General features: G+C 70.8%; 20 protein-coding genes. 16 read left to right on the top strand and 4 right to left on the bottom strand.

The window, feature by feature from the left end; all coding sequences use genetic code 11:
* Positions 1–2 precede the first annotated feature (2 nt).
* From lpxA to U8525_RS26655, 4 genes are all read left to right on the top strand, one after another.
* Positions 3–779: an acyl-ACP--UDP-N-acetylglucosamine O-acyltransferase gene (gene lpxA / locus U8525_RS26670; RefSeq protein ID WP_374269318.1), complete on the top strand. Its 777-nt coding sequence runs from the start codon at positions 3–5 to the stop codon at positions 777–779.
* Positions 780–809: 30 nt separating this feature from the next.
* Positions 810–1,613, top strand: coding sequence for an LpxI family protein (locus tag U8525_RS26665; protein WP_374269316.1), 804 nt, complete (start codon positions 810–812; stop codon positions 1,611–1,613).
* Positions 1,614–1,687: 74 nt separating this feature from the next.
* The gene (locus U8525_RS26660) at positions 1,688–2,713 is read left to right on the top strand and encodes an OmpA family protein (protein ID WP_374269315.1); all 1,026 of its coding nucleotides are present in this window, start codon (positions 1,688–1,690) and stop codon (positions 2,711–2,713) included.
* Positions 2,714–2,721: 8 nt separating this feature from the next.
* Positions 2,722–3,192 (top strand): hypothetical protein, encoded by a 471-nt coding sequence (locus U8525_RS26655; protein WP_374269314.1) that lies wholly within the window; start codon positions 2,722–2,724, stop codon positions 3,190–3,192.
* Here the strand turns inward: U8525_RS26655 and U8525_RS26650 are convergent.
* From U8525_RS26650 to lpxB, 3 genes are all read right to left on the bottom strand, one after another.
* On the bottom strand, positions 3,185–3,820 hold the full coding sequence (locus tag U8525_RS26650; protein WP_374269312.1) for a MarC family protein: 636 nt from the start codon (positions 3,818–3,820) through the stop codon (positions 3,185–3,187). The two genes, U8525_RS26655 and U8525_RS26650, sit on opposite strands and share 8 nt — an antisense overlap.
* A gap of 5 nt (positions 3,821–3,825) precedes the next feature.
* On the bottom strand, positions 3,826–4,530 hold the full coding sequence (locus tag U8525_RS26645; RefSeq protein ID WP_374269310.1) for a polyprenol monophosphomannose synthase: 705 nt from the start codon (positions 4,528–4,530) through the stop codon (positions 3,826–3,828).
* Between the two features lie 71 nt (positions 4,531–4,601).
* Positions 4,602–5,762 (bottom strand): lipid-A-disaccharide synthase, encoded by a 1,161-nt coding sequence (gene lpxB / locus U8525_RS26640; RefSeq protein WP_374269309.1) that lies wholly within the window; start codon positions 5,760–5,762, stop codon positions 4,602–4,604.
* A gap of 63 nt (positions 5,763–5,825) precedes the next feature.
* Between lpxB and U8525_RS26635 the strand changes: the two genes are divergently transcribed.
* From U8525_RS26635 to U8525_RS26590, 10 genes are all read left to right on the top strand, one after another.
* Positions 5,826–7,712, top strand: coding sequence for a DUF4388 domain-containing protein (locus U8525_RS26635; protein ID WP_374269308.1), 1,887 nt, complete (start codon positions 5,826–5,828; stop codon positions 7,710–7,712).
* Between the two features lie 2 nt (positions 7,713–7,714).
* A complete protein-coding gene (locus U8525_RS26630; RefSeq protein ID WP_374269307.1) occupies positions 7,715–9,499 on the top strand; it encodes an ABC transporter ATP-binding protein in 1,785 nt (594 codons plus the stop codon).
* Positions 9,500–9,710: 211 nt separating this feature from the next.
* Positions 9,711–10,886: a PHP domain-containing protein gene (locus U8525_RS26625; protein WP_374269306.1), complete on the top strand. Its 1,176-nt coding sequence runs from the start codon at positions 9,711–9,713 to the stop codon at positions 10,884–10,886.
* A 20-nt stretch (positions 10,887–10,906) separates the two neighbouring features.
* Positions 10,907–12,190, top strand: coding sequence for a 3-deoxy-D-manno-octulosonic acid transferase (locus U8525_RS26620; RefSeq protein WP_374269305.1), 1,284 nt, complete (start codon positions 10,907–10,909; stop codon positions 12,188–12,190).
* The gene (locus tag U8525_RS26615) at positions 12,187–13,188 is read left to right on the top strand and encodes a glycosyltransferase family 4 protein (protein ID WP_374269303.1); all 1,002 of its coding nucleotides are present in this window, start codon (positions 12,187–12,189) and stop codon (positions 13,186–13,188) included. Before U8525_RS26620 ends, U8525_RS26615 begins: the two co-directional genes overlap by 4 nt.
* Positions 13,188–14,219 (top strand): glycosyltransferase, encoded by a 1,032-nt coding sequence (locus U8525_RS26610; RefSeq protein WP_374269301.1) that lies wholly within the window; start codon positions 13,188–13,190, stop codon positions 14,217–14,219. Before U8525_RS26615 ends, U8525_RS26610 begins: the two co-directional genes overlap by 1 nt.
* Positions 14,216–15,295 (top strand): tetraacyldisaccharide 4'-kinase, encoded by a 1,080-nt coding sequence (lpxK, locus tag U8525_RS26605; protein ID WP_374269299.1) that lies wholly within the window; start codon positions 14,216–14,218, stop codon positions 15,293–15,295. The genes U8525_RS26610 and lpxK overlap by 4 nt, the downstream gene beginning before the upstream one ends.
* 31 nt (positions 15,296–15,326) lie before the next feature.
* The gene (locus tag U8525_RS26600; RefSeq protein WP_374269297.1) at positions 15,327–16,340 is read left to right on the top strand and encodes a bifunctional heptose 7-phosphate kinase/heptose 1-phosphate adenyltransferase; all 1,014 of its coding nucleotides are present in this window, start codon (positions 15,327–15,329) and stop codon (positions 16,338–16,340) included.
* A complete protein-coding gene (locus U8525_RS26595) occupies positions 16,337–16,825 on the top strand; it encodes an adenylyltransferase/cytidyltransferase family protein (protein ID WP_374269295.1) in 489 nt (162 codons plus the stop codon). Before U8525_RS26600 ends, U8525_RS26595 begins: the two co-directional genes overlap by 4 nt.
* Before the next feature lie 2 nt (positions 16,826–16,827).
* On the top strand, positions 16,828–17,004 hold the full coding sequence (locus U8525_RS26590; RefSeq protein WP_374269294.1) for a Trm112 family protein: 177 nt from the start codon (positions 16,828–16,830) through the stop codon (positions 17,002–17,004).
* Here U8525_RS26590 and U8525_RS26585 read toward each other — a convergent pair.
* Entirely contained in the window at positions 16,994–18,103 is a 1,110-nt protein-coding gene (locus tag U8525_RS26585) for a glycosyltransferase family 9 protein (protein WP_374269292.1), read from the bottom strand. The genes U8525_RS26590 and U8525_RS26585 overlap by 11 nt on opposite strands.
* Positions 18,104–18,185: 82 nt before the next feature.
* On the opposite strand from U8525_RS26585, the gene U8525_RS26580 reads away from it, so the two are divergent.
* Together U8525_RS26580 and gmk are read left to right on the top strand one after the other, a co-directional pair.
* Positions 18,186–19,064: a YicC/YloC family endoribonuclease gene (locus U8525_RS26580; RefSeq protein WP_374269290.1), complete on the top strand. Its 879-nt coding sequence runs from the start codon at positions 18,186–18,188 to the stop codon at positions 19,062–19,064.
* Entirely contained in the window at positions 19,061–19,684 is a 624-nt protein-coding gene (gene gmk / locus U8525_RS26575; protein ID WP_374269289.1) for a guanylate kinase, read from the top strand. Before U8525_RS26580 ends, gmk begins: the two co-directional genes overlap by 4 nt.
* The last annotated feature ends 875 nt before the right edge of the window (positions 19,685–20,559 follow it).

Raw genomic sequence — 20,559 nt, 5'->3', positions numbered from 1 at the left:
ACATGGCGCAGGTTCATCCCACCGCGGTCGTCCATCCGGGAGCCCGGCTCCACGACACCGTGGAGGTGGGGCCGTTCTCGGTCATCGGACCCCAGGTCGTCATCGGCGCGGGCACCCGCATCGGGCCGCACGTCGTCGTCGAGGGCCGCACCACGCTGGGCGAGCGCAACCACCTCTTCCAGTTCTGTTCCGTGGGCGCGGCGCCCCAGGACCTGAAGTACGCGGGCGAGGACACGGAGCTCGTCATCGGTGACGAGAACCAGATCCGCGAGTTCGTCACGGTGAACCTGGGCACGGTGTCCGGCGGCGGCGCCACGCGGCTCGGCCACCGCAACCTGCTGCTCGCCAACAGCCACGTCGCGCACGACTGCGTCGTGGGCAACGAGGTCCTCCTCGCCAACGGGGCCGCGCTCGCGGGCCACGTGGTGGTGGAGGACGCGGTGAAGATCTCGGGCCTCGTCGCGGTGCACCAGTTCACCCGGCTGGGGCGCTACGCGTTCATCTCCGGCGGCTCCATGGTCACGATGGACGTGCCCCCGTACTGCACCGTGCAGGGGGACCGGGCCACGCTGGTGGGCCTCAACACCGTGGGCCTGGAGCGCGGCGGCTTCACCGAGGAGCAGATCGGCCGCGTGAAGGAGGCCTACCGCATCCTCTTCCGCTCCAAGCTGGGCCTGCAGGAGGCGCTCGCGCAGCTGCGCGCGGAGCTGGCCGGCCACCCGGAGGTGGAGCACCTGGTGCGGTTCGTGGAGACGAGCAAGCGCGGCGTCACGCGCTAGGCCCTTTCGCGCGGGATTGGAGTGGAGCGGGTGGAGCGCATCGGGCTCATCGCGGGCAACGGCCAGCTTCCCTTCCTCTTCGCCCGGGCCGCCCGTGCGCGCGGCCTGGAGGTCGTGGTGGCGGCGCACCGGGGAGAGACGGACCCGGCGCTGGAGCGCGAGGTCGCCCACTTCGCCTGGGTGCGCGTGGGGCAGGTGGGCCGCATCCAGAAGGTGTTCCGCCAGGCGGGCGTCACCCGGGCGGCCATGGCGGGCGGCATCGGCCGCGTGCGCGCCTTCACGGAGGCCCGGCCGGACCTGGGCGCGGTGCGCATCATCTCCCGCCTGCGCAGCTTCCGGGACGACGCGCTGTTGCGCGCGGTGGCCGCGGACTTCGAGGCGCAGGGCATCACCATCATCGCGCCCACGGACTTCCTGGGAGAGGTGCTCTGCCCCGAAGGGCACTTGGCCGGCCCCGCGCTGAAGCCCTCGCAGGAGAAGGACGTGGCCCTGGGCCGCGAGGTGGCGGTGCTCCTGGGGCAGGCGGACGTGGGCCAGACGGTGGTGGTGCGCGACGGCCACGTGCTGGCGCTGGAGGCCGTCGAGGGCACCGACGAGACCATCCGCCGGGGCGCGAAGCTGGGCGGCCCGGGCGCGGTGGTGGTGAAGCGCTGCAAGCCGGGGCAGGACCTGCGCTTTGACTTGCCCGCCGCGGGCCCGCGCACGCTGGAGGTCATGGCGGAGGTGGGCGCCCGGGTGCTGGCGCTGGAGGTAGGGCGCACGGTGCTGTTGGACGCACCCGCCCTCTTCGCGGGGGCCACCGCGCGAGGCATCACCCTGGTGGGCGTGCGGTAGGCTTCCTCGGGAATCCACTCTCCCGGGCTGGAGTTGCCTCACCACCTCCCCCGCGACGCCGAGGTTGACGCCGCATGTCCGTTCGACTCCTACCTCTCGTGGCCCTGCTGGGCCTGCCGCTCCCTGCCTCCGCGGAGGCCATCCGGGTGTCGCTGGAGGGCAAGGCGGCGCTGGGCGAGGGCGTGCCCACGCTGGTCATCCACATCGACGAGCCCATCGACGGCTTCGAGGTGAAGCTCAAGCGCGGCGACGGCAAGGCGGTGGAGCTCAAGGGAGGCGGCAAGCCAGGCGTCACCCGCCGCATCGCCCTGGAGCAGCCGGAGGGGAAGTTCCACTACGAGGGCGAGCTCACCGTGCGGTTCCCGGGCGGGGCGGAGCCGGGGAGCATGCCGCTCGCCTTCGACACGGAGCTGTACGGCCCGCTGAAGCTGGAGGTGCGCCCGGAGGACGTGGACGTGCCCGGGCGCAAGCTGCGCTTCACGCTGTCCCGCCCGGCCGCGAAGACGGAGGTCACGGTGATGATGGACACCGGCAAGACGGCCTTCGCGGGCGACGTGGACTTCAAGGGCGCGCCCGCGGGCACGCCCCTGGAGGTGAAGTGGCTGCCGGCGGAGGGCAAGGTGATGCGCATCCGCCTCCGCGCCTACGACACGTCCGACTTCTACACCGGCGTGGACCTCTACCCGTGGCAGGTGGACATCCCGCACGAGGAGGTGGGCTTCGCGTCTGGCCGCTCGGACGTCCCCCCGTCGGAGAAGGGCAAGCTGGACGCCAGCTACAAGAGCATCACGGACGCGCTGAATAAATACGGGCGCTGGGCGTCGCTGCGCCTGTACGTGCTCGGGCACACCGACACGGTGGGCAGCGCGGACGACAACCGCGAGCTGTCACTCAAGCGGGCGAAGAGCATCGCGTCCTACTTCCGCCAACGCGGCCTGAAGGTACCAGTGTTCTACGAGGGCTTTGGTGAGCAGTCTCCGGCGGTGCCCACGCCGGATGAGACGGCGGAGGCGGCCAACCGCCGCGCCGAATACATCATCGCGGTGGAGGACCCGTCCCTGACGAACGCGCCCTTCGCCCCTCGCTGGCGCAAGCCATGAGGTGTCACATGGTGGAACTTCGTCACATTTGTCGGGCGCTCGCCGTGGCGGGCCTGGGCCTGCTGGGGACGGTGGGCTGCGCGCACTCGGTCCCCCTCGCGCAGCGCGTGGAGGCCGAGGACGAGAAGTGCACGCTCCTCCAGGCGCTGATGCGGCAGCCCGCGCCCTCGCGGGCCATCCAGCAGTTCGTCGCCGAGGGCAAGGAGGAGAGGGCTCCCGTGGTCGTCTACGTGCGCCACCCGGAGGAGGACTCCCTGGAGCGCTTCTTCACCGGCGAGCCCCAGTGCGCGAACGACTCGTTCAAGGTCGTGCAGGAGAACGTGGTGGACGCGGTGGTGGTGTACCTGCAGGAGGTCCAGGGCGGCTACGCGTACGACGCGCAGCGCTCCAGCCCGGAGCACCTCACCATGGAGGGCCGCCCGCAGGGCACCGTGCGCAAGGACGGCGCCGTCTGGGTGGCGGGCGCGGACGTTATTTGAGCAGGTCCTTCGCCCCGTCCGCGATGAACTGCACCGCGATGGCGGCCAGGATGAGGCCGGACACGCGCTCCAGGATGGCGACGCCGGACTGACGCAGCACCCGCTGCACCAGGCTGGAGGCGTTGAGGATGAAGTAGGTGGAGGTGAAGGTCAGCACCACCGCCGCGACCACCGGCAGCGCGGACGCGAGCGACGTCCCGGAGCGCGCCATCAGCACCATGGCGGTGGCGATGGCGCCCGGCCCCGCGAGCAGCGGGATGGCCAGCGGGACGATGGCCACGTCCTCCTTCACCACGCCCTCTTCCTCCTCCGTCGGGCTGGTGCGCGTGGAGGACGGGCGGGCGCGCAGCATGTCCAGGGACGTGATCAAGAGCAGGATGCCGCCCGCCACGCGGAAGGCGCCCAGCGACACCGCGAAGACGTGGAAGATGACGCGGCCGAAGACGGCGAAGAACAGCATCAGCCCGCACGCCACCAGGCAGGCGCGCAGGGCGGTGCTCCGTATCTGCTGCTTGGAGTCTCCCGCCGTCATCGCCAGGAACAGCGGCACGACGCCAATGGGGTCCACCACGAAGAAGATGGCGGACAGCGACACGAGGAAGGTGGACACCACTCCGGACATCGACATGGCACTCAGACCGTGAAGCGCAGCTTCCAGACCATGCCCAGCGCCTCGACGAAGATCTTCTTGTTCATCTTCGAGTGCCCCACGCGCCGGTCCTCGAACACGATGGGGACCTCGCGCACGGTGAAGCCGTTGCGCAGGGTGCGGTAGGTCAACTCAATCTGGAACGCGTACCCGGTGCTGCGCACCGCGTCCAGGTCGATGCGCTCCAGCACCCGGCGGTTGAAGCACTTGAAGCCGCCGGTGAGGTCGCGCACGTCCACGCCCAGGATGCTGCGCGCGTACAGCGAGCCGCCGCGGCTGATGAGCTTCCGGCCCACGCCCCAGTTCACCGTGCCGCCGCCGTCCACGTAGCGCGAGCCCAGCACCAGGTCCGCGCCGCCCTCCGCGGCGTCCAGGAAGGTGGGCAGGTAGCGCGGGTCGTGGCTGAAGTCCGCGTCCATCTCCAGGATGTACGTGTAGCCCTCGGCCAGGGCCCACCGGAAGGCGGCCAGGTACGCGCGGCCCAGGCCTTCCTTCTTCTCGCGGTGGAGCACGCGCACGCGCGGCTCCTTCGCGGCCAGCTCGTCCGCCAGCTGCCCCGTCCCGTCGGGCGAGTTGTCGTCGACGACGAGGATGTCCACACGGGGATCCGCCGCCAGCACCGCCTGGGTGATGGGGCCGATGTTGTCCCGCTCGTTGTAGGTGGGGATGCAGACCAGCGCACGGTTCATGACCCGGCGGACATATCCCAATCCCGGCGCTGGAACAGCAGAACCGGCGCCAACCCGGTCGGTTCTCCCGCTCAGGCGACAACGCGAGGGGGCAGCAGCTCCAGCACCGTCTGGGCCGCACGGTGGGCCGCCCCCACCTCGCCCAGCCGCCCGCGCACCTCCGCCAGGCCCTGGACCATGGCGTCGCGGGGCTCGCCCGGCAGCCACACGCGCCGCACCTCGGAGGCGATGTTCTCCGGGGTCATGTCCCCCTGGAGCAGCTCCGGCACCACGCGCCGGCCCGCCAGCAGGTTGATGAGCGACACGAAGGCCACCTTCAACATCAGCCGGCCCACCCAGTACGTCACCCTCGACACGCGGTACACCACGACGAGCGGCCGCTCCATGAGCCCCGCCTCCAGCACCGCCGTGCCGGAGGCCACCACCGCGGCGTCGCTCGCGCCCACCACCTCTGGCGCGCGCCCGTCCACCAGCACCGGCGTCACGCCGCTGCCCTCGAAGCGGGAGGTGATCTCCTCCTTCGCGATGGTGGGCGCCACCGGCACCACCACCTGGAGCCCCGGCCGCTCGGCGGCCAGCTGCTTCGCGGCCCCCACCAGGGTGGGCAGGATGCGGCGGATCTCGCTCATCCGGCTGCCGGGCAGCAGCGCGAGCGTGGGCGCGTCCTCCGCCAGACCCAGGCGCCGCCGGAACTCGCGGGCGCTGGCGGCCTTGGGCATCTGCTCCAGCACGGGGCTGCCCACGTAGCGTGCGGGCACCCCGGCCTCCCGGTAGAAGTCCTCCTCGAAGGGCAGGATGCAGAGCATCCGGTCCACCAATCGCTGGATGGTGCGCACGCGACCCCGGCGCCAGGCCCAGATCATGGGGGACACGTAGTAGGCCACCGGGATGCCCAGGGCCTTGAGCTTCTTGGCCAGCCGCAGGTTGAAGTCCGGGATGTCCACGAGGATGGCGCAGGCCGGGCGGCGCTCCTCCGCGGCCCGGGCCAGGTCCTTCATGATCCGCAGGATGCGGGGGATGCGGGGGAGCACCTCGGTGATGCCCATGACGGAGACCTCCCGGGCATCGTGGATGAGCTCCACCCCTCGAGCGGCCAGCCGGGCGCCTCCCATGCCGAAGAAGGTGAGGTCGGGGCGCAGGGCCTGGAGGGCGGCGACGAGCTCCGAGGCGTGGGTGTCGCCGGAGGCCTCGCCGGCCACGACGAGGATGCGGGGGGCGGATGGCTGCGTCATGGGAGGCAAGACCCTCATCGTAGCTGATGCGCGGAGGGAGGGAGGTTGTAGACTGCGGCCCCCTTGAAGACGCTTCTGCTCGCCGAGAGCCACCCCCCGACCCTGGAGCACCTGACGGGCCTGCTCTCGCAGGCCGGGTACACCGTTCGGGCGGTGAACGACGCCGTGCGGGTGTTGGAGCACTTCTCGGCGGACAACCCGGACGTGGTGGTGCTGGGCGTGGACCTGCCGCGCGTGGAGGGGCAGCACGTCGTGCACCTCATCCGAGGGCACAGCCAGGGCGGGCGGGTGCCCATCGTGGCCATCGACAAGGGGCACCTGGGCCGGGCCAGGGGCGTGGCGTCGGTGCTGGACCTGAAGGTCAACGCGTACATCCCGGATCCGCTCAAGCCCGGCGAGCTGGTGCCCCGCCTGGAGGCGCTGGTGAAGGCCGCGCAGGCCATCCCGCTCACGGGGCTGGCCGCCACCCTGTCCCGGCCCACGGTGGCGGCGGGGGAGCTGAGGGCCTTCCCGCTCCCGGCGCTCCTGCACTCGCTGTATCGGCTGCGCCGCGACGGCGTGCTGGTGGTGGCCCACAGGGGCCTGTCGCGCCGGGTGTTCTTCCTGCGCGGCGGACCGGTGAACTTCGACTCCTCCGCGAAGGAGGACGCGCTGCCGCGCTACCTGTGCGAGCGAAAGGTCCTCCTGCCGGCGCAGGAGCAGCCGCTGGTGGAGGCGCTCGCCTCCGGGCTGCGCATCGGCGCGGCGCTGGCGGACGTGGGCGTGGAGGTGGTGGGCGAGGACCTGCTGGCGCTCCTGCGAGACTTCACGCGGGAACGGCTCGGGCGCGTGCTGGCCATGCGCGAGGGCCGTTACGCGTTCTACGCGGGCGACGAGTTCTCCTCCGAGGTGGCCGCCGTGGACCAGCCCGCGCTGGCGCCGCTGCTGGAGGCCGCGCGTCGCCGGATGCCGCTGCGGGTGGTGGCGGGCGCGCTCAAGGCGCACGTGAACGAGTACCCGGTGCGCTCGGCGGACTTCGGGCGCGACCTCCAGGCGATGGCGCTGGACACCGAGGACCTGAAGCTGGCGATGCAGGTGAATGGCCGCATCGTGCTGAAGGACCTGCTGGCGCACGGGCGCGCGGAGCTGCGGGCGGCGTACACGCTGCTGTGGTTCCTCAAGCTGACGGGCGGCGTGACGTTCTCCGCGACGCCGGTGGCGACGGGGTCGGACGTGCTGAGCGCGGCGGCGGTGCCGGACGTCATCGCGCCGCGCAAGCGCAAGAGCCTGCCTCCGGAGACGGCGGCGGCGCTGCGCGAGGGGGCGGTGCGCATCATCACGCGCAGCTACTTCGGCGGGCTGGGGTTGGACCTCGCGGCGGACAAGGAGGCGGTGGAGCGCGCGTACCACGAGACGGCGATGCGCTTTCACCCGGACACCTACGCGGAGTTCGACATCTCCGACCTGCGCGACCTGCTGGAGCAGGTGCAGGAGAAGCTGTCCGCCGCGTACCGCGTGCTGAGCGTGGACGAGAAGCGCCGCGCCTACCTCCAGTACTTCTTCAGCCGCCAGGAGGTGGTGGGCCGGGCGACCGCCATCAACGTGGACGCGGAGCTGGCGCTGCGCCGGGGCGAGTCCGCGATGAAGCGGGGCGACTACAAGGCCGCCATCCAGGGCTTCGAGGAGGCGGTGGCGCTCAACGGCGGCGAGCCCGAGTACTACTCGTACCTCGCCTGGGCGAAGTACCGGGGCTCGCCGGGGTCGCTGATGCAGCGGGCGCTCGCGGCGCGCAAGGTGCTCAAGCAGGCGCTGACGTTGGATCCGTACCTGGAGCGGGCGCAGATCATCGCGGCCATCATCGAGATCGACCTGGACGACGTGCCCCTCGCGCGAAAGAAGCTGATGAAGGTGCTGGAGCTGAACCCCTATTCGGTGCTCGCGAGGGCGGCGTTGCAGAAGGTGGTGAAGTAGTCATGCATCGCGCGCTCTGGCGGCTGCTGCGCTACGCGAAGCCGCACGCGGGCATCCTCGTCCTGGCCTTCGTGTGCATGGCGGTGTTGGGGCTCGCCACGGGCGCGTACGCGTACCTGCTGGGCCCGGCGCTGCGCTTCCTGTTGTCGGGAGGTGAAGAGGGCTTCGCGAGCGCGCACCGGGTGCCGTGGCTGGCGGACCTGCCGCGCGAGGCGGCGCTCTGGGGCTTTCCGGTGGTGGTGCTGGCGGTGGGCGCGGTGAAGGGCGTGGGCTACCTGGGCCAGTTCTACTTCATGGGCCTGTTCGCGCAGCGCGTGGTGAAGGACCTGCGGCGCGACCTGTTCCTGCGGCTCACGGCGCTGTCGCCGTCGCAGCTGTCGAAGGAGCGGACGGGGGACCTGCTCAGCCGGTTCTCCTCGGACGTGATGGCGGTGGAGCTGGCCGCCATGTACACGGTGGGCTCGTACCTGCGCGACTCCATCCAGGTGCTCATCCTCGCGGGCGTGGCGCTGGCGATGAGCCCGATGCTCGGAGGGCTGATGCTGGCGGTGATCCCGCTGGCGGCGCTGCCCGCGTCGAAGCTCACGCGCAAGGTGCTGAAGGGGACGCGCGAGGGGCAGGCCCACCTGGGGCAGCTCGCGGGTCAGCTGCACGAAGGGTTGGGGGGGCTGCGCACCATCCAGGCCTTCAACGGCCAGCAGGCGGAGCTGGCGCGCTTCGAGTCCTACGCGAAGGCCCACGAGGAGGCGGTGGTGGGCGCGGCCTGGGCGCGCGGAGGTGTGCCGGGGCTGATGGAGGTGCTCGCGGCGGCGGCGCTCGCGGGAGCGCTGGGCTACGCGGCGGCGACGCGGGCGATGGAGCCGGAGGCGCTCCTGTCGCTGCTCACGGCGGTCATCCTCGTGTACCAGCCGGTGAAGGACCTGGGGCGGGTGACGCAGTTCGCGGTGCAGGCGGGAGCGGCGGGGGAGCGCCTCTTCGCGCTGCTCGACCTGAAGCACCCCGTGGAGGACGCCGCCAGCGCGGTGCCCGCGCCAGCGCTGCGCGAGTCGCTGCGGCTGGAGGACGTGCGCTTCTTCTACGGCGAGCGTCGCGCGCTCGACGGGCTGACGCTGGACCTGGAGGTGGGGCAGGTGGCGGCGCTGGTGGGAGGCAGCGGCGGGGGCAAGAGCACGGTGACGTCGATGCTGCTGCGCTTCGAGCGACCCCAGCAGGGCCGCATCCTCCTCGACGGAGTGGACGCGGACACCTACACGGCCGCGAGCGTCCGGAGTCAGTTCGCGCTGGTGACGCAGGAGCCGCTGCTCTTCCACGGCACGGTGCTGGAGAACCTGAGGCACGCGAGGCCCGAAGCGACGCGCGAGGAGGTGGAGGCCGCGGCGAGGGTGGCGAACGCGGATGGCTTCATCCAGGCGCTGCCCCAGGGCTACGACACGCGCATCGGCGAGCGAGGCGTCATCCTGAGCGGAGGCCAGCGCCAGCGCCTGTGCATCGCGAGGGCGGTGCTGTCGAAGGCGCCAGTGCTGGTGCTGGACGAGGCGACGAGCAGCCTGGATCCGGAGAACGAGCGGGAGGTGCAGGCCGCGCTGGCGAAGGTGCTCCCGGGCCGGACGGCGCTGGTCATCGCGCACCGGCTGTCGACGGTGACGAGCGCGGACGTCATCCACGTGGTGGAGGCGGGCCGCATCGTGGAGAGCGGGAGCCACGATGCGCTGCTCCAGAAGGAAGGGCGCTACGCCGCCATGTGGCGCCTTCAGACGTCGGGCCCCATCGAGCGGGGAGCCGCGTGAGCGAAGCCTGCGCGACGAGGCGGTCTCTCTTCCGGGAGAGAGGAAGGCCGCTGCGCCGCGGAGGGGGGGCTGCGGACATCGGGCGTCCTCACGTGATGAGGGGAGTGCGCGGAGGCAGCGCAGCGGATCAACCTCTCGCCCTGGCGATAGGCATGCCGCCACGGCTCCATGTGGCGTCTGAGGGCGCCGGGTCCATCAAGCGGTGCGTGGCATGAGCAGGGACGGTCCTTCCAGGCGGCCCCTCTCCCTGGCGGTGCGCGCCGTGTTCGGCGTGCTGCTCCTGCTCCTCGGCGTCGCCGGCTTCTTCGCCTTCGCGGCGGCCTTCGCGGACTACCCCGTGGTCGCGCCCGCGCAGGACGCGAAGCCATGGCTCCGAGGCGCGTACCACGTACACACCACGCGCTCGGATGGGAACGGGACGCCCGGGAAGGTCGCCCAGGCGGCGAAGGCGGCGGGCCTGGACTTCGTGGTGCTCACCGACCACAACGACGTGAAGCCGCCCGCCGCGACCTGGGTGGACGGCGTGCTGCTCATCCCCGGCGTGGAGCTCTCCACGAGCGCGGGCCATCTGGCCGCGTTCGGCATGCAGCGGCCCATCGAAGGCGTGAAGCCCTGGGGGCCGCCGGAGCAAGCGGTGGCGGCGGTCGAAGCCGCCGGAGGTACGGCGGTGCTCGCGCACCCGGTCCAGACGAAGAACCCGTGGAGGGACGAAGCGACGGCGCACCAGGTCCCAGGCTTCGAGCTGTACTCTGCGGACACCTTCTTCCGGCAGGCGCTGCGAAGCCCGCTGAGCCGGCTGCTGCCCGCGCTCGGTGCCTCGATGGTGAACCCGGTGCACGGCGTGATGCTGCTCGCGGTTCCGGAGCCGCGCCCGGCGGAGCGCTTCCTGGAGCTGGCGCGGGAGCGCAGGCGCATCGCCCTCTGTGGGAGTGACGCGCACGGCGTGCCTGCATACGAGGACATCTTCAGCGCGCTCGACATGGAGCTTCCGCCGGACGTCCTGACAGGCCCGCTGTCCAGGGACGCACGCGAAGCCGCGGCCCAGGTCACGCAGGCCCTCGCGAGCGGCCGTGCCCTCTGCGTCTTCCGAGCCCTCGGAGCCCCTGACGGCTTCGCCCTGGAGGGCTACGACGTGAACACGCGGGAGGCCCCCGTGGGCGCGGTGTTGACGGTCCGCCTCCCGGAACACACCCCGGGGAGCGTCGAGGTCCGGGTGTGGGGTGACGGGCGCCTGCAACCCGACGGGCAGCACGTCGAGCTGACGGGCCCCGGCGTGGTCCAGGTGGAGGTCTGGGCCCACGCACCGGGGCGCTTCTTCGGCCACGAGTGGCGGCCCTGGCTGGTGCCCAGCCCGGTGCGAGTGGTGCCGCGACCGCCGGGCATTTGATAGAGCGCGGGACGCCGCCCATGCGCCTGCTCTACGTCGTCGCCACCTACGTCCTCTTCGCGCTGCTGTTCCCGGTGCTCTGCGTGCACCGGAAGACGCGTCATGGGCTGAAGCAGCGGCTGGGCTTCTATGGGCCGGGAGACCTCCCGAAGGGAGACGGTCCGCTGCTCTGGTTGCACGGCGCCAGCGCTGGGGACCTGCTGGCCCTCGCGCCCATGTTCGGCCCCCTGCGCGAGCGCTTTCCCGGCTGCCGCATCGTGCTCTCGACGATGACGGACAGCGGCCACGCGATGGCGAGGGACCGCCTGGCGAAGCAGATCGACGGAGTCGTGTACGCGCCCTATGACCTCTGGGGTGCGACGCGAAGGGCGGTGCGGGCCCTGAGACCAGACCTCCTGATCCTCGAGTACACGGAGGTCTGGCCCAACCTCATCCGAGCCGCGAAGCAGTCCGGGGCCAGCGTGGTGATGACCAACGGGCGCTTCTCGCCCGCGAACGTGGGGAAGTACCGGACGCTCTTCGGCCTCATCGAGAATCCGCTGAAGGACATGGACCTGCTGCTGATGCGGCAGGACGAGGAGTCCGAGAGGGCAAGGGCCCTGGGAGCACCGGCCGACCGCGTCCTCACCACTGGGAACACCAAGTTCGACGCCCTCGCGGCCGGCCCTGCTCCGGAGGACGAAGCCCTGCGGACAGCGCTCGGCCTGCCGCCCGAGGAGCCGGTCTGGCTCGCGGGAAGCACGCACGAGGGCGAGGAGGAAATCCTGTTGCAGGTGTATCAGCGTCTCAGGACGCGTTGGCCCGCGCTGAGCCTCGTCATCGCGCCGCGCTACCTGGACCGGACTGAACGGATAAGGACTCTCGCGAAGGAGCGGAACCTGACCGTGGGGCTGCGCTCGCAGGGCAATCCGGAGCGAGCGCCAGTGGTGGTGATGGACTCGATGGGCGAGCTGTCGCGGGCCTACCGTCTGGCGACGGTGGTGTTCGTGGGAGGCTCGTTCACGAAGCGAGGCGGTCAGAACATCCTGGAGCCGGCGGGGCAGGGCAGGCCGGTGTTGTTCGGTCCGCACATGGACAACTTCCGGGACAGCGTCGCGGTGCTGCAAGGCAACGGAGGCATCCAGGTGGCGGACGCAGAGGCCCTGTACGCCGCGTTGGAGGACCTCCTCGCGAATCCCGAGCACCGGCAGCGCCTGGGCGCCCAGGCCGAAGCCACGGTGCGCCGCATCTCCGGAGCCAGTGAGCGCAACGCGGAGGCCATGGCCGCCCTGCCGCGCCAGCAGGCAAGGACCGCGTCCCGATGACCCTCATCGTCCATCCGCACTTCCACAAGCGCTACACGGGGGTGACCCGGCACGTGGAGTCCGTGGTGCCGGCGCTGGCCACGGCTGACGAGACGCGGGTCATCGGCTCCGGCCTGACGGAGTCCCTGCCGCGCATCACCTGGGGAGAGCTGCTCCGCCGCTCGCACCGGGAGCCCATCGTCTGGCACGCGCACCGGAACAACGAACTGCTGGCGGGGTTCCTCCTGAAGGCGTTGGGCGGCCAGGTCCGGCTCGTCTTCACGAGGCACACCTCGGTGGCGCCCACGGGCTTCACCCGCTGGATCGCCAGGGGCGCGGACGCGCTGGTGTCGCTCACGAAGCAGATCGCCGAAGTCATCGCGCTCCCCTCCACGGTGATCTCACACGGCATCGATCTCTCTCGCTTCCAACCACCGGAGGACCGCGACGCGGCCTGGGCGCGGCTCCAGCAGGGAGGCCGCTACGGCATCGGCGTCATCGGACGCATCCGCAGGGAGAAGGGGCAGGGTGACTTCATCGAAGCGATGAGGCCCCTGTTGCCGCGGCGGCCGGACTGGCAGGCGGTGCTGGTGGGGCTCGCGAAGGGGCCGGACCTGACGTGGGTGAACGGGCTGCGCCAGGGCATCGAGGACCGGGTGCTGCTCGCGGGGGAGCAGTCCCCCATCGAGCCCTGGTACCAGGGCCTGAGCATCCTGGTGCATCCCTCCTACGCGGAGGGCTACTCGCTGGTGCACGTGGAGGCGATGGCGTCGGGGTGCTGCGTGGTGGCCTCGAAGCTGCCGTACCTGGACACCCTCATCGAGCACGGCCGCACGGGCTTCTTCTTCGAGCCTGGAGACGTGAAGGGCCTGCGCGGGGTCTTGGACGAGCTGACCCGGGACCCGGAGCGGGCCCGTCAGGTCGGCCGCAACGCCGCGGAGGAAGCGCGCCGCCGCTGCGGCGTCGAGCACGAAGCCCGAGCGCTGCGCGACCTCTACCATTCGCTGGTGAAGCGCTGATGCGCATCCTGCACCTGCTCGCGAGCCCTTTCTGGAGCGGCCCGGCGGAGAACGTCGCGCTGCTCGCGCAGGCCCAGCGGGCGCTGGGACACGAGGTGACGGTGGCGGTGGACCGCAAGCGTCGGGACATCGCCGCCGAGGAGCCCGCAGTCCCCCGCTTCCAGCAACTGGGCCTCCTGGATGAGGGAGGCCTGACGTTGTCCGTGAAGTCCCCGCCGTGGGAGCTCTGGAGCGACCTGCGCGCCCTCCGCCGCAGGTCGGTGGACGTGGTGCACGCCCACTTCACCCATGATCATCTCGTGGCCCGCTGGGGCACGCCGAAGGGAGCGGTGCGGATCCGCTCCGTCCACGCGCCGCGCTCACTGCGCTCCTCCCTGCCCGAAGCCGCCGCCTACACGGTGCCCGCGGGTCATCTGGTGGAGACGCTCCGTGGCCGCCACCGCCCCGTCCAGGTCCTGCCCGCGCTGGTGGATCCGATGTTCGTTCCTCCCGAGGACCGCAAGGCCCTCCGCCGGGCCCTGGGCATCGAGGACACGCACCTGGTGGGGATGATCTCCACGTTCCAGCCGAGCCGCAGGCACGCGCTGGGAGTCGAAGCCTTCGCGGCGCTCCGCCAGCGCCGCCCCGAAGCCCGCCTCGTGCTGGTGGGCGATGGCGCCCTGCTCGAAGCGACCCGGACGCGGGTCTCCGCGCGCGGCCTCACCGAGCACGTGACGTTCGCGGGCTACCAGCAGGGACCAGACTTCGCGAAGTGGCTGCGGGCCCTGGACGAGGTCTGGATCCTCGGACTGGGAAACGACTGGAGCGCGAGGGCGGCGGCCCAGGCCCGGGCCTGCGACGTCCGAGTGGTCGCGGTGAACGAAGGAGCGCTCCCGGACCTGGCGGATGCGAAGGTGGAGTCACCTACGGTGGACGCCGTTGTCACCGCCGCGATGTCCGGAGCCAGGGCTGCGACCCGGCACCCGACGAACGAGCTCATCGCGAGGGACATCCTGTCGCTCTACCAGAAGGCCGCGGAGCCAAGGCGATGACCGGCTCCCCCACGGCCCTGGAACGGATCTTCTATCCGCCGGTCCCGGAGCCCTGGACGCGTCGTGCCCTCCTGTCGCCGCTCACCCTGCTGTCCTGGACCTACAGCGGGGCAGTCCGCCTCCGAGGCGCCCTCTATGATTCGGGCTTGAAGCGGGCCGAACGCGTCGAAGGTCTGCGGATCATCTCCGTCGGCAACCTCAACGTCGGGGGCACGGGCAAGACGCCCGCGGTCCTCCACCTCGCGGAGCTCCTGATCCGCGAAGGGCGCAAGGTCGGCATCCTCACGAGAGGCTACGGACGCGAATCCCAGCACCCGCTCACCTTCACGGGCGCGGAGCCCCTGCCCGCGGTAACGGAAGCCGGTGATGAACCCCTGCTGTTGGCGCGCAGGTGCCCGGGAGCCCGACTCTTCGTGGGCGCGGACCGGGTCGCGGCGGCCTTCCGGGCCCGGGACGACTTCAGCCTGGACACGGTCCTGCTGGACGACGGCTTCCAGCACCGCCGCCTGCACCGTGACGAAGACCTGGTGGTCGTGGACGAAGCCGTGGGCCTGGGCAATGGCCACCTGCTCCCAAGAGGCCCGCTGCGGGAGCCCCCCTCGTCCCTGCGCCGGGCCACGCTCCTCTGGATGAGAGCCGCCAGCGGGGGGGCCGCCCCCAATCCATGGCTCGAAGCCGTGGCCGCCCCCAGGGTGCGCACGCGCTATGGGCCCACGGGCTGGTGGGACCCCTCGGGCACCGAGCATTCGACGAGGGCACTCGAAGGCAGGCCGGTCCTCGCGCTGGCGGGGCTGGCCAGGCCCGGAGGCTTCCTGAAGACCCTCACAGCGCTCGGCGTGGAGGTCCTGGACGCGGCGCTCTTCGCGGATCACCATCGCTTCACGGGAGAGGAGCTCCGCCAGGTCGAAGTCCGGGCCCGTCAGCAAGGAGCGCTCGTGGTGACGACGGAGAAGGACGCGGTGCGGCTGCCCGCCGGCTTCGAGGCCTGGGTGGTGCGCCTGGGAGTGGAGGTCCTGGAGGGCGAACCGCATCTGAGGCGGGCGCTCGGGCTGTCGGGAGAGACGCGCGACTTGTGAGGGCTGGACCGCTGTGGGACAACGCGCGCCCATGCCCGTGGCTTCGTCTTCACGTCCGGCAGCATCGTCCTCGCGCCTGCCACTCGCCTTCGCGCGCCGTCGGGTGCTGTTGGTGGGAGACCTGGTCGCCGACCATTACCTCTACGGCCAGACGGATCGCGTGAGCCGCGAGGCCCCGGTGCTCATCGTCCGGTACGAGTCCTCGGAGGTGAAGCTCGGTGGCGGGGCCAACGTGGCGGCCAACATCCGCGCGCTGTCGGGACAGGTGACGGCGGTGGGAGCCCTGGGCGTGGACCCGATGGGCACTGAGCTGCGCAAGCTCTTCCAGGCCGCGGACGTCCAACTGCACGCGGTCAGCAGCCGGAGCATCCAGACGGAGACGAAGACGCGCATCCTCGCTGGAGGCATCAGCACCACGAGGCAGCAGATGCTTCGGGTCGACCGGGGCCAGCGAGGCCCCCTCCCGCCCCGGATGCGCAAGGCCATCGCCAGGCAGGTGGAGACCGCGGCGAAGGACGCGGACGCGGTGGTGGTCTCGGACTACGGTGCGGGCGTCGTCAGCGACGAGGTCCGCGCGGTGTTGCGAAAGCTCGCCGCGGACGGTCTCCCGGTCTGCGTGGACAGCCGCTACGCGCTCACGGCCTTCGCGGGCCTCACGGTGTGCAAGCCCAACGAGCCGGAGCTGGAGGCCCTCACGGGCCAGCCGGTGCGCACGAAGGAGGACCTCCTGGAGGCCGGTCGCGAAGCGGTCCGCAAGCTGGGCTGTCAGGCGCTGCTGGTGACGCGAGGCCGACACGGCATGGCCCTCTTCGACGCGAAGGGCGGAGTGGACCTCATCCCCGTGCACGGAGCGAAGGCGGCCGTGGACGTGACAGGAGCCGGTGACACGGTCATCGCGAGCTTCGCGTTGTCGCTAGCGGCCGGAGCATCCTTCGGTGAAGCCGCGAGGCTGGCGAACGTCGCGGGCGCGCTCGTGGTGCAGAAGCCAGGCACGGCGACGGTCTCGCGCGAAGAACTCCTCGAAGCGCTGCGGAGCCCACGATGAACACCCTGGACAAGCTGCGTCCCGTCGCCGCCATCGCGGAGGAACGGGAACGCTGGCGCGAGCAGGGCCGCACGGTGGCCCTGGCCAACGGCGTCTTCGACCTGCTGCACGTCGGGCACGTCCGCTACCTGGAAGGGGCGAAGGCCCTGGCGGACGTGCTCGTGGTGGCGGTGAACTCGGACGCCTCCACGAGGGCCTACAAGGGCCCGGGTCGTCCTCACATCCCGGAGGCGGAGCGCGCGGAGCTGGTCGCGGCGCTGGCCTGCACGGACCGCGTCATCGTCTTCGACGAACCGGACGTGCGGAGCATCATCCGAGCCCTCAAGCCCGACGTGCACGTGAAGGGGACGGACTACACGCCAGCGTCCATCCCAGAAGGCGACGAGGTCCGCGCCTACGGAGGCAGGACCGCGGTGGCGGGAGATCCAAAGGACCACAGCACCACGGAGCTGGCGCGCAGGCTCGGTCGCGAAGGCGCGAAGTAGCCATGCCCCTGGACCCGGTGCTGCGGTCCATCCTGGGCTGCCCCCACTGCAAGGGCCCGCTCGACGAGCACGAAGGCCCCCCGCCTGAAGTGCGCTGTCCCCACTGTCATCGAGCCTGGCCCGTGGTGGACGGCGTCCCGCGAATGGTGCCCGAAGAGGAACGGCCGCTCACCCCGTGAGCGCTGCCCGCTCCGAGACGAACGACCGGACCTCCGCGGCCACGCGCTGCTCCAACCCCGCGCCGGAAGCGCCATCCACGACGGGCGTCAGGTCCACCATCCGGTGGGGAGCCACCGCATGGCCCCAGCGCTCCATGTCGATGCGCAGGAAGAACGCCAGCGTGGGCGCACCCACGGCGACCGACAGGTGCATGGGCCCGGTGTTGTTGCAGATGGTGAGGCCCGCGGTCCGCATGAGCGCACCCAACTCGTCGATGCTCGTCGGCGGAGCCAGCTCCGCCCCTGGAGCGCCAGAAAGCACGGTCCGAGCCAGGGTCTCCTCTCCCGGCCCCCAGGTCACCACCGGCGAATAGCCGAGCGAGATCAGCTCCCGAGCAGCCGCCGCGAAGGCCTCCGCGGGGATGCGGCGCTCACCCAGTCGTCCCCCCGGGTTGATGACCGCGCGCCGTGAACCCGCCCCGGCGAACGTCGCCAGATAGCCACGGAACGACACGCCGAGCACTGGCTCGCGGAAGGAGAGCCCCTCTGCGACCGCCCCCTTCGTCAGGGGCGTCAAGAGGTGCGTCCGCTGCACGGCCTCGCGCCGCGTATCGGTGCGGGCCGGGACCGACACCGACTGCAGCAGGGACACCGGCCAGATGCCGGGCCCGATGACGACCGCCCTGGGGCCCACCAGCCGGGAGACGAGCGCGCTCGTCACCGAAGGCGCGCTCCAGTTGGCGCAATCGACCACGGTGTCATAGCCCTCGCGGCGGAGTGCGCGGACGCCGGGCGCCAGGGGGCCCAGCCACAGCAAGCGCCGGTCGAACGCCAGGACCGCATCCGCGTCAGGGTGCCCCTGGAGGACGCGAGCCACCTTGGCGTGCACCAGCACATGCACCTCCGGAGGCGGATGGAGGTGCACCTTGAGGGTCCGCATCAGGGGCGTGGTGAGAAGGGCCTCGCCCACGCGGTTGTCGGGCCGGACGAGCAGGACCTTGCGCGGGTGCGGGAGGGGCGCTCCGGGAGAGCGCCGGCGTCCGGGGCGCCAGAACAGGAGGGAAGCCAGGAGCGCCAGTGCCAGCTTCGCCCACGTTTCAAGCCGCTTGTGCCACGCCATCGGCGGCGGACCCTACCAGAATTGAAACGGACACAAGACGCTGGCTTGACCTTGGGACGGAAAGCCCCTAGCACCCGGCCCGATGCTCAAGAGCATGACCGGATTTGGTTCGGGCCGCGCCCGCGTGGGGGACGAAGAGGTCTCCGTGGAAGCTCGCTCGCTCAACCACAAGTTCTGTGAAGTGAAGGTCCGGCTTCCGCGCGAGCTGTCGGCGCTCGAGCCGGCGCTCGTGAAGCAGGTGAAGGACCGCCTCGCGCGAGGCTCGGTGGAGATCCTGGTGCGCCGGCAGGCCGCCACCGTCTCGGGCAACGTCCCCACCGTGGATGTCGGCCTGGCCCGCGAATACGCGCGCGCCTTCCGCGAGGTCGCCGAGGCCCTGGGCCAGCCGGCGGAGATCGCCTGGTCCCAGGTCTCCAACCAGCCGGGCGTCATCCGTCTGGAGGAGAAGGGCGTGGACGTGGAGTCCGCCACCCAGGCCACGCAGACCGCGCTCCAGCAGGCGCTCGCCGCCCTGGAGACGATGCGCAACACCGAGGGTGAGTCCATCCACGCCGACCTGGACGCCCGGATGAAGCTCATCGAGGGCTGGAGCCAGGAGGTCGCCCGGCTCGCGCCACGCGCGGTGAGCGACTACCAGCAGCGCCTCACCGACCGTGTCGCGGAGCTCGCGCGCGGCGTCGCCGTGGATCCGCAGCGCCTGGCGCAGGAAGTGGCCCTGTTCGCCGAGCGCACGGACATCGCGGAAGAGGTGACCCGGCTCGCGACCCACCTCGAGCAGTTCCGGCTGCTGATGGCGAGCCCCGAGCCGGTGGGCCGGCGCATGGATTTCCTCGTGCAGGAGATGCACCGCGAGGTGAACACGACCGGCTCCAAGAGCCAGCACGCGGAGATCTCCGCGCGCGTGGTCTCGATGAAGGCCGAGGTCGAGCGCATCCGCGAACAGGTGCAGAACGTCGAATGAACGAACCCTCTGGACTCCAGCCTGGCCTGCTCCTCGTCCTCTCCGCTCCATCCGGAGCAGGGAAGACGACCCTCGCGCACCGTCTGCTGAAGGAGATGCCGGACGGCATCTTCTCCACCAGCGTCACCACCCGGCGTCCCCGGGGCAGGGAGCAGGAGGGCGTGGACTACCACTTCGTGGGAGTCGCCGCCTTCCAGGAGAAGATCGAGCGGGGCGAGTTCGTGGAGTGGGCGGAGGTCCACGGCAACTTCTATGGCAGCCCCCAGTCCGTGGTGGATGAAGCCCGCCAGCGCCGCGGCACGGCGGTCTTCGACATCGACGTCCAGGGCGGGCAGGCCATCAAGCGCAAGCACCCTGATACGGTGCTCGTCTTCGTGCTGCCGCCGTCCATGGAGGAACTGGAGCGCCGCCTCCGCGAGCGCCAGACGGACTCGGATGAGGCCATCCGAGGCCGCATGCTGGCCGCCCGCTCGGAGATGGAGCGGGGGATCGCGTCCTACGACTACATCATCGTGAACGACGACTTCGAGCGCGCCTACCAGGACCTGCGCTCGGTGGTGGTCGCGGAGAAGTGCCGGCGGGGGAGGGTGGACCTCTCGAAGCTCAGGTTCGGGAGTTGAGGTCGGCGGGGAATGGGTGGAACCGCCTCATGAGTTCCCCCTACACCACGTCGCACCGCGCCGGCGCCCTGCATCAAATTTCTTGCGCCGCCCGATCGCTTGATGGATAAGCCGCCGACCTCGCGGCGACACGCAGGCGCCACCCCGGTGGCACCTGCAGGGCGCGGTGATGTGGAGAGGCGAAGCCGGCCTCCTCGGTGAAGGGAAGTTGACATTCTCCTAACCGATTCTTAGATGGTTGCCGCATCAGGACAGGCGAACTGCGGGCGTTGAAGGTGCTGGAGTGGGTTGCCGCCTCACGGGAGGCGGAGCGGGTCGGGAATCAGCAGTGACCGTAGGGTGGTTGACACAAGACGCGGCGGTGGTAGAAGCCACGCCCCTCGCTTCGAAGCCCGCGCACTGGCGCGGAAGGCACTTCGGGGAGAGCGCAGCACCGACAAGGAAATAGGGCAGTCAACGAGCGGGTTGACAGCGAACGCGGCGAAGGGATAGAAGCCGCGCCCCCCACCGAGAAGCTGGCGTCCGGCAGGCAGCAAACGGACGCAAGGCGGTGAGGAAAGCTGACAACGAGCGGTTGACAGGGAAGACGGCGCCGAAGTAGAAGCCGCTCCCCTTTGAAACGAAGCGGCGGAAGTCACTGGACGGCGCCGATGAGCTTCGAAGCAGCCCGCAGGACGTAAAAGCGAAGTTGACGCTGACTGCGAACTGAAATAGAAGCTGCAACCCCGCCGGTTGAAATCGAATCGGTGACGAAGCAGACGGTAGCAAAAGTCGCGAAGCAAGACAAGCGGCTCGGTCTTTGAAAACCAAATAGCAAGCCCAAGAAGTAATGGATTGCGGAAACCGCAGTCAATTTTTTGAGGGTGCTTCACCTT

The sequence above is a fragment of the Corallococcus sp. RDP092CA genome, from assembly GCF_041903675.1.
Lineage (GTDB): Bacteria > Myxococcota > Myxococcia > Myxococcales > Myxococcaceae > Corallococcus.
The sequence above is the reverse complement of the archived record's forward strand: the minus strand, read 5'-3'. Positions and strand labels throughout refer to the sequence as shown.